This window comes from Finegoldia sp. BIOML-A4 (assembly GCF_009679635.1).
GTDB classification, from domain to species: domain Bacteria; phylum Bacillota; class Clostridia; order Tissierellales; family Peptoniphilaceae; genus Finegoldia; species Finegoldia magna.
The window spans coordinates 24,622-37,005 of sequence record NZ_WKZC01000012.1; the positions used below are offsets into that span (position 1 = coordinate 24,622).

Here is a 12,384-nt window from a genome sequence, read left to right on the forward strand (position 1 = left end):
TTTGCTCAATTCTTTTCAATATCACTATATCATACTTCATACTGTAATTTACTGTAATTTACTGTACACTTTACATATCTTTCACGATATTTAATGCCTTTCCATGCATTTTGTATATCATCTCAACACTTCGGTGCATAATCTTCGCGATCTCATGCCATTTCAAACACTGAATGTATCTCAAATTAAGTAAAATGCCGTATTCTCCATCCACGTCGCTAATCCTTTTCTTGTAATTCTCTCTCAGATTGATTAGTTCGCTAATATTCTTATTGATTTTACTTTCCAAATCCACAATCTTTTCAATCAGATCATTATCATTTCTTACACTTGATTGAACCTTTTCTCCAAAAGCGGAAGGTGATCTAATCGAATACTTCAAGGAGTTAAGCTTTTCTAACTCCTTGATATCCGCACTAATCTTCAAATCTAATAAATAGATTCTTTGCAGCTCTTTTTTAGTCATCAGCCTATAAATCTTCCTCTTTGACAAACAAACCATTCACAGTCTTTCCTTTTCTCTTTGAAATCTTCTTATAAGCCATTTCCAAACACTCTACAGGATCTATACCAAGTTGATTACATAAAATAATCAGCGTTACAAAAATATCTCCCATTTCAAGCATCATATCATGAGAATTAAGCTCATTTCCACCCAATATGTGTATAAGGTCCATCTCACTCTTAAATTCAAAAACTTCCTCAATAAATTTCAAAAATTGTTTTTCAGCATTTTCGCTGTGTAATAAGTCCTTGTCGTTTGCCCATTCTTCTACTTTTGTTTTTAATTCTTCAAAATTCATTCTTTTTTTCTCCTTTTTTCTTCATCAAAAATATATTCTACAAAACTAACTAACACAATTGATAAAATAATACTGTCATAATCTACGCCTGCAAAAATCAAAACTATCCAAAAAGCACACATAGCTAACTTGATTTTTAAGTTATTACTCATCTATACCTCCCGATTTCAATTTGATAAAGTCTTGAATTAATATTTTTCCTAATCCTGTTTATCAACATTGCATTTATATCTGCGTTATCATCTTCACTTGCATTTGATTGATTTCTAAATATATTACTTTTCAATTCCTCAAAATCAACCTCGCAAGCTAAAAGTAGTTTTTCAACTTCTTTAATTGTCATCTTCTACCTCGATTTCTTCTATATTTATTTCACTGATACTTGAATCCCCTAAATGATATATAGGATCTATGACTTTTTCAATCATCTCTTTCACATCATTTTTAGTCCAGTAATCATAAGGTTCAAACTCAAAATATATTTTAAACTTTTTCATCTTCCACCTCTACCATTTCAAAATCACTTAAATCCGTATTAAATTTTTCTTTGATTTCCTCAATATCTTTAACGGTAAATTGAGACTTCACAAATTTATTTTGCCCCGAACCATATATAAAATAACTACCATCTTCGAATCTATGATTTAAATACACATCAAACGAACTCAGACCTGCGTTATCACATAAAAATTTATGTCTTAAATAAAACTTCTTTTCTTTATCTTCCCTATCCTTGACAGGTATTTTTACGTATTCAAAACACACTTTATATAATTCATCAACATCATATCCATACAAATAACAAGAATGTCCGTCCGATATAGTACTAATTGCGTATTGACAATTTGCCCAAATCTTAACTAGAACTTGATTATTAGCGGATATAGTAATTAAATCATAGTCACAATTTGATTTGATGTTAGAAAACGGATTTTTGTAGTATTCTATAGTAAATCCTAATTTCTCAACTTTTTCAATAAATTCTTTAGTCTTCATCACTTTAATCCCTTAGCTTTCCAGTCAATCCCATAGCAATTCCATAAAAATGCCGCCTTGTATTTTTTGAAATCAAATATCGCAATTCTATCAGTCTTTTTAATTAGTGTAGCATTGCCATCTATCCTGTAAGTACTATTGTTTCTTTCTCCGCAGCGATTCGATACATAATAACGCTTACCAATTTCGAATTTGTCGCTTATACAGCTTTTACCATACGTCCTTTTAGGTTGTTTATCATAGTTAATCTTGAAATCACCTTTCTTAACCAATCCGCCATTTGCAAGCTCCTCTTCAACTTCAGTGTCCGCTTCTTCCATCAGCCTCTTTTCAAGTTTCTCATTCCAAGTTAATACATCATACAGCCTTCTAAACGCTACAAGCTCGTCATTCATTTTCAAAAATCTACTAACCGCAGACTTATCCCTGCTCAAAACATTACTAATAAACTCGCAGACCTTCGTAAAACTCTCCCCACCGTGATTTCTAATCTGCGACTTACATATTCTTATTTCGTAATCTTGCCAGCCTTTCATCTTATCTCCCTAAATTCGTACTGATCATCATATATCTTTAAAAACATCTTTTTCTTGATTTTATATACATCAGTTAAAACACCTTTAACATCTTCTACAATAGTTTTTCCGCATTTGTCAATATACATAAAATCTGCCACATACTCAATCTTTTTATGTTTTATCTCGTTTTTGTCAAAGAATTCATCTTGTAACAGGAATCTAGGCTGCAACTCTAGATTCCTTATTTCTCCTGCTCTTACAAACAATTTCAATTCACAATATCTTTCAGCTTCTCTCTTGCTGTCGAATGGGTGTCCATCTACAATTGTCTTTTTCGCATTATACTTGCTATATCTTCTCATTATTCTCCCTCATCTTTTTAAACTCCTCTTGCATTCTCTGCATAGCAATAGCATTTGTATTTACTTCTTCTTTTTTCGTCTTCTCCATGAAATTACTTATAATTTTGTTGTTTAAGTTTCTTGATTCCTCAGATAATTCATCGTCCTTTTTTGGTCTGTAATACGTTTGTTTCTTTCCGTAATTGTTTCTAGGCTTATCCGTTCCTGATTTCTTTTTCTTCAAGATCCCATTTATATATGCCAAAGTCCTAATATTATTCTGCTCTGCTATTTGAATAGCCTCTTTTACCCACTGAAAACTATACATTTCCATATAATCCCTCAGCATATTAGCACTATACGGAGATATCAAACCAAAACCACAATCCTCGTACAGTTTTATTAGCTCAGCCAACTTTGGATCATCCAAATTCAATTCTGATTGATCAACACCGTTATTATTATTTACATTATTGTAATTATTTATATTATTGTTTGTGTCATTCAGTGGCTTTTCTGTGGCTTTTTGCTGGTCATTCAGTGGCTTTTCTGTGGCTTTTTGCTGGTCATTCAGTGGCTTTTCTGTGGCTCTTTTATCTAAATCTTCATTCTGATAAACATTGTAATTTACAATTTTATACGTTGTTTTTTGGTGGTCAGTTTTAAACTCAATCATATTCTCGTCTTTTAACAAATTTAAAAACTTTTTTGTTTTTCCTCTACTCCAACCCCAGCGTTCAGATAGTTTTCTAAGGGACGTTATTTTTTCGCCCCTTTTTATTTCAACCATGCTTCCATTAAAAATGATTTTCTTGTTCTCATGATTAGCCAACATTATTAAATCAATCCAAGCAGCTCCGCGATTAAAAGGTTTGTCATTCCATATTATGTTGTCTTGTATCTTCCTATGAATACTAATCCAACCATAAGCCATTTACATCACCTAAAATGGCAAATCACTATCAAATGATTCAGCTCCCGTCATACCCAAATCAGCTGGATTGCTATATCCTTGGTTATTATTTGTACTGCTGCTATTTGATTCTACGAAATCAAAACTATCAACAACAACATCAGTTGTATAAATTCTTTGCCCATCTTTTTCGTATGATCCAGTTTGAATATGACCTGATACAGCTATTCTTTGTCCTTTTCTGAAATAAGTTGCTATATTTTCAGCCATTTTTCCGAATGCGATACATCCGATAAAATCTGCCGTAGGTTGATTGTTTTTCTCTGCTTCTTGTCTTTTTTCTTTGCTTAATTTTCTATCTACAGCAACATTAAATCTTCCAACTGCTAAATTACTATTTGTCATCCTTAAATCAACATCTCTTGTCAATCTACCCATTAAACTTACATTATTCATCTACCATGCCCTCACTTCATTTAATAATTTTTGTTGCTCATTCGCCGTTAATTCATCAAATTTTTGTTTCTTGAATTTAACCTTTATTACTTCTGTTAGCTTATCAAAGCTTATCCCTTTAACTTTCAATATCTCCGCAATTTGTTGCTTTATTATAGACTGTTGAGATGCGCTAACTTGCTTTTTATCGTGTTGATTAGTAGCATCGCTATCTTTTGTATCATCTATTGCAAATAATCCATTTAAAGCATATTTGCGTGCGTATGAACTACTAGCTCCTGTTATTTGTGAACCGTCCATCTTTTTTTTAGTTTCTTCTTCTCTTGCAAAAGCACTAGCCGTTATGCTTTCGCCGTTTTCAACATCAATCAAGTTCACAACAGCCTTTAAATAATATCTATTTTCTATTTTTTGAACCTCATCATTTATAACCAACACACATTTTTCTTTTTTTAAAAAAGGCTTAACAGCTTCCAAAATATCCTCACAACTTCGATAATTATAATTACCGAAGTCGTTTTTTTGACTTTTTGGAGCTTTTAAACTCGTCTGAATATTTAATAGCTTTTCATAAATTGTCATTATCTTATCCTCAAACTTTCTGTTTGTTTTAATTCAACACCATCAACAATCAAACCCTCTTTAATATCATTTAAAAGCTCTCTCTTGTTGAGCTTGCGTTCTATTACATAGTAACTATCGTCTATGCTCTTTTCGTCCTTTATTTCAAGGCTAGGAGTGTTCTTTTGAATGTTAAAACTAAACAAATCAGTCTTAACCTTTTTCCTACCTTGCAATTCCATACTTGCTTGTAAATTCTGCTTTAACCATTTAACTTTATTCTCTGCCGATTTTCTCTTTTCGTTGAATATCTTTTCTTGATTTTTAAAAGCTTCAACATCCGCTTCCAGGTTTCTAATCATTTTCGCATAATTGTCACACTTTTCCTCAATTTCAACATTAAGATTATTTGCCATTTCTTGCATTTCATCTGTAATTTCATCAGCATTTTCAAATTCAGTAAAAAATTTCACATAATTTTCAGTTAGCTCAAATAAATTCATTAGTACTTATCCCTCACAATCATTTCAATCTCATCAAAATTATCAACAATTACTTCTATAACCTTTTCTAAACTATTTTCGTACCCATATACACTGTCTTTAATAAGTTCCATAACTTGAAGTTGTACCTCGTGTCTTTTTGCTTCTTCTCTTGAAAAAAAACTTCGCTCCATCTCCACACGTGTACACCATTTCTTTTTGTCCTACTACCATATATACACTCCTTTATATTTGTAATTCTTTTAATTTTAAGTTATAATTTAATTAATCCTTTTTTAAGGATGTAGTTTCATGATTGGCTGTATTTTGTGGTGAGATACAGCCACTTTTTTTATATTTCTTTAATATCTGTTCCACGATAATATCCTTGCATACCCTCACTCTTTTGAAAATCAATCACTATTCTGTGTTTAAAATACTCATCCAATTCTCCTTTTAGCTTATATACTGAATTATCATAAAAGTACTCTAAACATTCATCTGTAATATCAAAGTCTATTGTTGTTCTAAATTTCATATTTTTTCTCCTTTACATTTCATCTATTTCTTTAGCCAAACTAATAGCTGTATTCAGACTATTTTTGTTTCTCATTCTTTGCCAACATTCGTTATTTCTAGACCACTTGAACCCTTTTCTTTTCAATAGTGATCTCACATCTTCGCCTGGCTTATATCCAAAATGCATTTCTACACGATTTGTTTTGTCATTTGAAATGACTGTACAATTATCAAATTCTATTTCTTCATACTCCATTTCATCTAGTTCTTTTAACTGTTCCAGTCTTTTTTCTGTCGACTTAATCATCGCGTTTAAATTGCTAAGAATATATGAAGGTGCAGGTTTTTTATTAAAACTATAATCTTCATCAATTCTTTTGTTGATTTCTGCTGCTTTCTCGTCGCTTAAATCTTCAAAACCTACCATCGTCTTATGCTTTCTGTAATACTTATTCATATCTTTGTACCTTTGCTGTCTTGCCTTTAATTTTGATATCTTATCTTCTAAAAGCTCGATTGCTTGTGGATTATCGCTGCTGATAACTTTATTATTTTCAGCTGCTGCAAGTTTTTCATCGTAATATTCAGCTTGCTCTTGCTTTTCTATGCTCTTTTTTATGTTTGCATCAATTCTGTCTCTATCTCGTCTCGATCTCTTTTCTGAGTAATGTCCTATCAGAATTGGCTGACCCATAGGAATACTGTCTTGTATTTTTCTCGCGTCTCTAAAAGCATCTACGCTTTCAGATCTCATCTTGTCTGCTTTTTCTCTTAATCTTTCAACTCTTAATTCTTTTCTTTCGAAATAATCCTTTCTACCTACTGCCATTTTTTACACCTCTTTTTGCCATCTTTTTAAAAAGTCTTGCCCTGAATAACACATCATCATCACGTTTCTCCATACTTTTAAGCCAAGCACGATGTATATCCTTTTTTGTAATAATTTCTCCTTCTACGAATTCTCTCGATTTCTTTTTCATAAATTAAAGCATTCTTGAAGTGATCACCAAAATATTTAAAAGTACGAAAAACTTCAAAAGCATAATACATAAATTGCCAACAGTTCTCATATCATCAAGTCTATCTACTTTTTCAATTCTTTTTCTCTTAATTTTTTTACAATTTCCAATACTTCTTCTTTTACTTACATCTTTTGATCTCTTAAATTTTGCCCAAACCTCATCATTAAAATCCGATACTCTTTTTTCCATAACCTAACTCCCTTCTTACCTCTTCTCTTCTTTTTTCTGCCCTATCTTCCATAAACTTAATAGCAATAAGCTTACTAACCTCTTTAATAGCTTGTTCACTCAAATTTATGTCATTTATTAGTATTTCTTTGTTCATACCTACGCTCCTAAAAATTTATTAGTAAAGTATATTTGTCCTTTACCCGTAATCTTAGTTGTTGATGTTGTTCTAACACTTCCGTTAGGATTACTCATTATTCTAGTTTTAACTTCAAACAATCCACGTTCCATTGAGTATTGTGTTGGCAAGTTTTTGCGTTCACCACTCTTACATAAATAATCGTGTTGTCTTAACCATTCAAACAACTTATTTTGCCCAATATCAAATCCGTTTTGCTTTAATCTTTTAGCAAACTCGCCTATCAGTATTGAGTTTTCAGCAACTTCACAACTGTCAGCGAATAATACTTTCGGCTTATCTTTTTCGATTTGTGCTTCTGCTAATGCCCTCCTTGCTTTTTCTTCCTTCAAATTAGTAGCAAGTCTTATGAGGTAGTCTGGATCACTTAAAGTCTTTTCGATAACCTCACTTGTCATATACGCTCCATGTTTTCTAATTGTTGGTATAACTTCATGAGTGATCCATCTCTTAAACTTTTTCGCTTCCTTTTTTCTACTTGCTAAAATCAAATTGTATAATCCATATTCACTTACGATATTAGATTCTCCACTTAAGCCGCCTAAGTTAAACTTAGTCACCTCATCTTCATCTAATCTTCCAACTGATACTGTAGGATTTTTAAGGTCTAACGCATTGCATACATCTATTGCCACAAACCATGGTTCATTGTTTTTGGTAACTGTTCTTATCTCTCCAAATTCGCTATTTTGAAATATTTTTAATTCATTCATGTGCATTCTCCTTTTAATTATATACGCTTTTCCGTATTTTGATTGCAAAAAAATATCTTGTCTAGATCTTCTCCGTTTTTCTTAAATCCAATTAAAGATTTATAGATTTCATCTTGCTTAAATGGAAGTTTGTTTTGTAACCTTAAGTTTAAGCTTGTCTCTGAAATGCCTAAATAATTTGCGAAGTTTTTCATTGTTCCAAAATATTCTTTTATTAAACCTCGTAGCTTTGAATAATCATATATTACAGTCATATTCTACAGTTCACCCCCTTATCAAATGATTTGTTAATTATATTATAATACGGCTTTCCGTTCTTGTCAACAGTTTTCTGTATTTTTTTTTAAATATTCTTGCTTTTTTATACTGAAAACTGTATTATATATTTAGGAGGAGACTTATGAACAACGATAAAATTTCAAGTTTACCAAAAAGATTAAAAGAAATATTGGAAATAAAAAAAATTAATCAAAAAGAATTATCCGAACTTTCGGGAATAAGGGCATCGTCAATAAGCGATTGGATAAATAATAAATACGAAGCTAAACAAGATAAAATTTATATGCTATCTAAAGCGTTAGATGTATCCCCTGCATGGTTAATGGGATACGATGTTGATATAGATAATCATAAAAAGAACGAAGTAACATTTGTTGGACGTGCTAACGTTATGAAAACATATAGATACATAGATGATAAAGCTTCCGCTGGACAACCTTTAACTATTGATGGAAAACAAAATTATTCAAGCTTATCAGTTCCTGATTCTATGTTAGGTAAATACGCCAATGAAGACGTATTATTCATGCACATTATAGGCGATAGTATGGACAAAATCATACCAGATGGCTCATTAATAGGTATATTGGAATTTAATAGTAATTTAGATATTAAAAATGGTGATATTGTTGTATTTAACAACAACTACAATTATTCAGTTAAGCGATATTATAAAGACGAAGCCGAAAACAGAATAATATTTAGACCAGAATCAACAAATCCAATTTACACCGATATTATTTATGACCTTGAATATGAAAATGTAAATATAATAGGTAAAGTTATCATGTACAATGTAACACTAAGTTAGGAGTTATTATGAGCATTTTAAAAAAACTATTTGGATTAAATGATGAAACTGAAACAAAAAACGATAATGTTTTAATATCTGAGGATTCAGATATTAAAACAGAAAAAGATTCCAACAAAATAGAACCAAAAATAGAAGAACATCCTAAAAAAGATAATTTATGGGATCACATTTCTAAAGTTGTTTTACTAAACTGGTGCAACGGAAAAGAATATCCGTCACAATATCCGCAATATTTTTTCTATAAATACGGAATTAAAAACACTAAAAAAGTGCATCAAGAATTAATAGACAACATGTATTTAGAAAAATGTAGTAAAGAACATGCGCTAAAAACTTTAAAAGTTTCAGAATTAAAAGCGTATTTAAAAGATTCCAACTTAAAACAAACAGGCAATAAAGATGAACTGATACAACGTATTATTGATAATGATGTAGCTGTAAATTTTAACGGTAAAAATATATATGTTTTGTCTGAATTAGGCAAAAACTTTTTATTAGATAACAAACCATGGATTTATTATCATAACCACGATTTTATGATAGATGCGTTAGAATATAAAAGCATGTGGGAAAAATTGAAACTTGAAAATACGAATGTAAATGGAGAAATCATCTCTCTTTGCATTCTACTTCATAAACTTCAAAAAAACATGGATTACAAGAAATATAATCAAGCTTGGCTAAATCTATCAAGTTTGCATAAGATATTCTCCGAAAACAAAGATTACAAAAACATAGTGAAAATTGCTACAAAAATGCTAACGATAGAAATTTCAGGACTAGATGATATCATTTCGGATATCAATTTAAAAAGAACACATTTACCATATATCAGATTAAATAAATACTTAGTAACAGATATAAAAAATCACTATGAATATTTTGATCCAAATGAAATTGATTTTATAAAAGAACACCTTGATTATTCAATATTTGGAATAGATCAAATAAAAGATATCTTTTATTCTGTATTAGAAGATTTTGAAACAACTGAATACAACTTAGATAGATTAATTGATGATATAAACGAAGAAAACTCATACAAATATTAGGCAAATTAGCTGCCACTTTACACATCAACAATTAAGCACTAAATGTACTTAAAAATAAAAATGCCTCCGTGTATAACACAGAGGCACCTGAGCATACGTAATATACTCACAATTCACAAACTTATTATATCACGTATGCTCTTTAATTAACATAAAAAGGAGTTAAAATATGAAAACAGCAGTGGCTTATGTTAGATTCTCAAGCGCGGGACAAAGAGAAGAATCAATACAAGCACAAAAAAGAGCAATAGACGCGTATTGCATACAAAATAACATCAAACTAATAAAAACATACGAAGACCACGCAAAAAGCGCCACAACGGATAATCGCCCACAGTTTTTAAAACTGATTAAAGAAAGCAGATATAAAGAATACGACTATGTAATAGTTCACAAATTAGATAGATTTGCAAGAAATAGATATGATAGCGCAAGCTATAAATTAAAACTTAAAAAGAATGGCAAACAACTACTCAGCGTATTAGAAAACATCGACGGCTCCCCTGAATCAATCATAATGGAATCAGTCCTCGAAGGTATGGCAGAATACTACTCCGCTAACCTATCACGTGAAGTAAAAAAAGGAATCGACGAAAACATGCGTAGCTATAAATTCATAGGTGGAAACGTACCTTATGGATACGATATAGTAGATGGACAATATAAGATAAACGAACAAGAAGCAAAAGGCGTACAAAAGATATTTGAAATGTATCTATTACATTACACATACGCAGATATTATGAAATATCTAAACACAAACGGATACAGAACAAAAGCGGGCAACAAATTCACAAACAACTCAATGATATATTCAATATTAAAAAGACGTCTTTACAAGGGTGATTACGTTAAAAATCTAGGTAAAGAAAGAGAATTCATAGCCGAAAATGTAATAGACCCAATAATTGATGCAAAAACATATGAAGAGGCGCAAGAAATTATGAAAGTAAAACAAATCAGATCAAGCAAAAAATCGGATTACGACTATCTCCTATCTGGAATTATTTACCACAAGTGCGAAGATGGAACAATTCATAAAATGATTGGATCATCTGGACGTGGTAAAGGTGGACGTAAATATTATTATTATAAGTGTAAACACTGTAACACTTGGGAGCGCGCCGATAAATTAGAAAAACAAATATGCGAATTTCTAACAGATGTAATCTTTTATAAAAATAACATAGAACAATTTATACAAGCAACATACCAATCAATAAATGATTTTACAGAAGACAACAATGAAAAAGAAGTATTAGAAAACAAAATAAAAGAAATAACAAAAGAAATAGATCAATACTCAAAAGCAATAGCAAAAGGATTAATAAGTGATCAAATAATTGAAAAAGTAAACTCATTAGAACAACAAAAACAAGAACTCAAATTTAATCTATCAAAAATAACTGAAAAAGAACACATCACACTTGATGAAGTAAGAGAATATTTTTATATAAATAAAAACAACTTGTTTAAGGATAGAAAACATCAAAAAAAAGTTATCCAAACTTTAATAAAAAAAATAGTAGCAAGCAACACACAAGTAAACGTTGAATTATCAACATTAAAAGCGTGTTCGCTTACTACTTTTAGTGGCAGGGGATAGAGGACTTGAACCCCTGACATCCGGTTTTGGAGACCGACGTTCTACCACTGAACTAATCCCCTTGGTGCCCAGAGCCGGAATCGAACCAGCGACACAAGGATTTTCAGTCCTTTGCTCTACCGACTGAGCTATCTGGGCACGTACTTTATTTAGGAAATGATTTCAACATTATAAAAAAATATTTCTTGAATAAATCAAGAAATAAATTGGTGGGCCTTCAGGGACTCGAACCCGGGACCTACCGGTTATGAGCCGGGCGCTCTAACCAACTGAGCTAAAGGCCCAAGAATAAATCATATATTCTTGGCGGAGAAAGAGGGATTTGAACCCTCGCATCCCGTTAAGGATCTACTCCCTTAGCAGGGGAGCCTCTTCAGCCACTTGAGTATTTCTCCTAAATAAAGTAATTTAAAATGGCGGAGAGGGTGGGATTCGAACCCACGCGGGGTTGCCCCCAAACGGTTTTCAAGACCGCCTCGTTATGACCACTTCGATACCTCTCCACATTTGGTGGCTCATCCGGGACTCGAACCCGGGACACCCTGATTAAAAGTCAGGTGCTCTACCATCTGAGCTAATGAACCATATTGGCTGGGGTGACAGGACTCGAACCTGTGGAATGCAAGAGTCAAAGTCTTGTGCCTTACCAACTTGGCGACACCCCACTATTATTGGCGCACCTAGGGGGATTCGAACCTCCGGCACACGGATTAGAAGTCCGTTGCTCTATCCAGCTGAGCTATAGGTGCTTAATTGGAGCGGGTGAAGGGAATCGAACCCTCGCAACCAGCTTGGAAGGCTGGGGCTCTACCACTGAGCTACACCCGCATATAGGTAATTAATCTTATTATTTTGTAAAATTTAATTGGTGGAGGAGGGTGGATTTGAACCACCGAAACATAAAGTAACGGATTTACAGTCCGTCCCCTTTGGCCACTCGGG

At 32.1% G+C, this 12,384-nt stretch carries 23 protein-coding genes and 9 tRNA genes; 3 read left to right on the forward strand and 29 right to left on the reverse strand.

Annotated features, from left to right (window positions below):
* Nucleotides 1-70: 70 nt before the first annotated feature.
* The 20 genes from GKG01_RS08140 to GKG01_RS08225 all read right to left on the reverse strand — a co-directional run bounded on the left by GKG01_RS08140 (nucleotide 71) and on the right by GKG01_RS08225 (nucleotide 7,945).
* Nucleotides 71-466 carry a hypothetical protein gene (locus GKG01_RS08140; protein ID WP_154272088.1) on the reverse strand — a complete coding sequence of 132 codons (396 nt, stop codon included), beginning with the start codon at nucleotides 464-466 and terminating at the stop codon, nucleotides 71-73.
* A gap of 4 nt (nucleotides 467-470) precedes the next feature.
* Nucleotides 471-803, reverse strand: coding sequence for a MazG-like family protein (locus tag GKG01_RS08145; protein WP_154272089.1), 333 nt, complete (start codon nucleotides 801-803; stop codon nucleotides 471-473).
* A complete protein-coding gene (locus GKG01_RS08150) occupies nucleotides 800-955 on the reverse strand; it encodes a hypothetical protein (RefSeq protein ID WP_154272090.1) in 156 nt (51 codons plus the stop codon). Before GKG01_RS08150 ends, GKG01_RS08145 begins: the two co-directional genes overlap by 4 nt.
* A complete protein-coding gene (locus GKG01_RS08155; RefSeq protein ID WP_154272091.1) occupies nucleotides 952-1,146 on the reverse strand; it encodes a hypothetical protein in 195 nt (64 codons plus the stop codon). The genes GKG01_RS08150 and GKG01_RS08155 overlap by 4 nt, the downstream gene beginning before the upstream one ends.
* Nucleotides 1,136-1,300 carry a hypothetical protein gene (locus GKG01_RS08160; RefSeq protein WP_154272092.1) on the reverse strand — a complete coding sequence of 55 codons (165 nt, stop codon included), beginning with the start codon at nucleotides 1,298-1,300 and terminating at the stop codon, nucleotides 1,136-1,138. Before GKG01_RS08160 ends, GKG01_RS08155 begins: the two co-directional genes overlap by 11 nt.
* Entirely contained in the window at nucleotides 1,287-1,799 is a 513-nt protein-coding gene (locus GKG01_RS08165; RefSeq protein WP_154272093.1) for a hypothetical protein, read from the reverse strand. The genes GKG01_RS08160 and GKG01_RS08165 overlap by 14 nt, the downstream gene beginning before the upstream one ends.
* Nucleotides 1,799-2,335 (reverse strand): hypothetical protein, encoded by a 537-nt coding sequence (locus GKG01_RS08170; RefSeq protein WP_154272094.1) that lies wholly within the window; start codon nucleotides 2,333-2,335, stop codon nucleotides 1,799-1,801. Before GKG01_RS08170 ends, GKG01_RS08165 begins: the two co-directional genes overlap by 1 nt.
* Entirely contained in the window at nucleotides 2,332-2,679 is a 348-nt protein-coding gene (locus GKG01_RS08175; RefSeq protein ID WP_154272095.1) for a DUF1064 domain-containing protein, read from the reverse strand. The genes GKG01_RS08170 and GKG01_RS08175 overlap by 4 nt, the downstream gene beginning before the upstream one ends.
* A complete protein-coding gene (locus GKG01_RS08180; RefSeq protein ID WP_154272096.1) occupies nucleotides 2,666-3,592 on the reverse strand; it encodes a DnaD domain protein in 927 nt (308 codons plus the stop codon). The genes GKG01_RS08175 and GKG01_RS08180 overlap by 14 nt, the downstream gene beginning before the upstream one ends.
* Nucleotides 3,593-3,601: 9 nt before the next feature.
* Nucleotides 3,602-4,027 (reverse strand): single-stranded DNA-binding protein, encoded by a 426-nt coding sequence (locus GKG01_RS08185; RefSeq protein WP_154272097.1) that lies wholly within the window; start codon nucleotides 4,025-4,027, stop codon nucleotides 3,602-3,604.
* Nucleotides 4,028-4,609 carry an ERF family protein gene (locus tag GKG01_RS08190; RefSeq protein ID WP_154272098.1) on the reverse strand — a complete coding sequence of 194 codons (582 nt, stop codon included), beginning with the start codon at nucleotides 4,607-4,609 and terminating at the stop codon, nucleotides 4,028-4,030. It lies immediately after the preceding gene.
* On the reverse strand, nucleotides 4,609-5,091 hold the full coding sequence (locus tag GKG01_RS08195; protein WP_154272099.1) for a siphovirus Gp157 family protein: 483 nt from the start codon (nucleotides 5,089-5,091) through the stop codon (nucleotides 4,609-4,611). Before GKG01_RS08195 ends, GKG01_RS08190 begins: the two co-directional genes overlap by 1 nt.
* The gene (locus GKG01_RS09055) at nucleotides 5,091-5,264 is read right to left on the reverse strand and encodes a hypothetical protein (RefSeq protein ID WP_172980586.1); all 174 of its coding nucleotides are present in this window, start codon (nucleotides 5,262-5,264) and stop codon (nucleotides 5,091-5,093) included. Before GKG01_RS09055 ends, GKG01_RS08195 begins: the two co-directional genes overlap by 1 nt.
* A 158-nt stretch (nucleotides 5,265-5,422) precedes the next feature.
* Complete coding sequence (locus GKG01_RS08200; RefSeq protein ID WP_154272100.1) at nucleotides 5,423-5,608, reverse strand: hypothetical protein; 186 nt, start codon at nucleotides 5,606-5,608, stop codon at nucleotides 5,423-5,425.
* Between the two features lie 12 nt (nucleotides 5,609-5,620).
* On the reverse strand, nucleotides 5,621-6,418 hold the full coding sequence (locus GKG01_RS08205; protein WP_154272101.1) for a DUF3560 domain-containing protein: 798 nt from the start codon (nucleotides 6,416-6,418) through the stop codon (nucleotides 5,621-5,623).
* Nucleotides 6,405-6,569, reverse strand: coding sequence for a hypothetical protein (locus tag GKG01_RS08210; RefSeq protein ID WP_154272102.1), 165 nt, complete (start codon nucleotides 6,567-6,569; stop codon nucleotides 6,405-6,407). Before GKG01_RS08210 ends, GKG01_RS08205 begins: the two co-directional genes overlap by 14 nt.
* Nucleotides 6,570-6,572: 3 nt before the next feature.
* Entirely contained in the window at nucleotides 6,573-6,800 is a 228-nt protein-coding gene (locus GKG01_RS08215) for a hypothetical protein (RefSeq protein ID WP_154272103.1), read from the reverse strand.
* The gene (locus tag GKG01_RS09060; protein ID WP_172975120.1) at nucleotides 6,775-6,936 is read right to left on the reverse strand and encodes a hypothetical protein; all 162 of its coding nucleotides are present in this window, start codon (nucleotides 6,934-6,936) and stop codon (nucleotides 6,775-6,777) included. The genes GKG01_RS08215 and GKG01_RS09060 overlap by 26 nt, the downstream gene beginning before the upstream one ends.
* Before the next feature lie 2 nt (nucleotides 6,937-6,938).
* On the reverse strand, nucleotides 6,939-7,691 hold the full coding sequence (locus GKG01_RS08220) for a phage antirepressor KilAC domain-containing protein (protein ID WP_154272104.1): 753 nt from the start codon (nucleotides 7,689-7,691) through the stop codon (nucleotides 6,939-6,941).
* A 17-nt stretch (nucleotides 7,692-7,708) separates the two neighbouring features.
* Entirely contained in the window at nucleotides 7,709-7,945 is a 237-nt protein-coding gene (locus tag GKG01_RS08225; protein WP_154272105.1) for a DUF739 family protein, read from the reverse strand.
* Between the two features lie 146 nt (nucleotides 7,946-8,091).
* On the opposite strand from GKG01_RS08225, the gene GKG01_RS08230 reads away from it, so the two are divergent.
* The 3 genes from GKG01_RS08230 to GKG01_RS08240 all read left to right on the forward strand — a co-directional run bounded on the left by GKG01_RS08230 (nucleotide 8,092) and on the right by GKG01_RS08240 (nucleotide 11,442).
* On the forward strand, nucleotides 8,092-8,781 hold the full coding sequence (locus GKG01_RS08230; RefSeq protein WP_154272106.1) for a LexA family transcriptional regulator: 690 nt from the start codon (nucleotides 8,092-8,094) through the stop codon (nucleotides 8,779-8,781).
* 8 nt (nucleotides 8,782-8,789) lie between these two features.
* Nucleotides 8,790-9,836, forward strand: a complete 1,047-nt coding sequence (locus GKG01_RS08235; RefSeq protein ID WP_154272107.1) for an SAP domain-containing protein — start codon at nucleotides 8,790-8,792, stop codon at nucleotides 9,834-9,836.
* A 169-nt stretch (nucleotides 9,837-10,005) separates the two neighbouring features.
* A complete protein-coding gene (locus GKG01_RS08240) occupies nucleotides 10,006-11,442 on the forward strand; it encodes a recombinase family protein (protein ID WP_154272108.1) in 1,437 nt (478 codons plus the stop codon).
* Here the strand turns inward: GKG01_RS08240 and GKG01_RS08245 are convergent.
* The 9 genes from GKG01_RS08245 to GKG01_RS08285 form a co-directional block, all read right to left on the reverse strand.
* Nucleotides 11,430-11,504 (reverse strand) — tRNA-Trp (locus tag GKG01_RS08245). The two genes, GKG01_RS08240 and GKG01_RS08245, sit on opposite strands and share 13 nt — an antisense overlap.
* Nucleotides 11,505-11,580, reverse strand: a tRNA-Phe gene (locus GKG01_RS08250).
* A gap of 69 nt (nucleotides 11,581-11,649) precedes the next feature.
* Nucleotides 11,650-11,726: transfer RNA gene (locus GKG01_RS08255), tRNA-Ile, on the reverse strand.
* Between the two features lie 20 nt (nucleotides 11,727-11,746).
* Nucleotides 11,747-11,837: transfer RNA gene (locus GKG01_RS08260), tRNA-Ser, on the reverse strand.
* A 19-nt stretch (nucleotides 11,838-11,856) separates the two neighbouring features.
* Nucleotides 11,857-11,945: transfer RNA gene (locus GKG01_RS08265), tRNA-Ser, on the reverse strand.
* Nucleotides 11,946-11,950: 5 nt separating this feature from the next.
* Nucleotides 11,951-12,026: transfer RNA gene (locus GKG01_RS08270), tRNA-Lys, on the reverse strand.
* 4 nt (nucleotides 12,027-12,030) lie between these two features.
* Nucleotides 12,031-12,107: transfer RNA gene (locus GKG01_RS08275), tRNA-Gln, on the reverse strand.
* Nucleotides 12,108-12,114: 7 nt separating this feature from the next.
* Nucleotides 12,115-12,191 (reverse strand) — tRNA-Arg (locus GKG01_RS08280).
* 5 nt (nucleotides 12,192-12,196) lie between these two features.
* A tRNA-Gly gene (locus tag GKG01_RS08285) sits at nucleotides 12,197-12,270 on the reverse strand.
* Nucleotides 12,271-12,384: the final 114 nt, after the last annotated feature.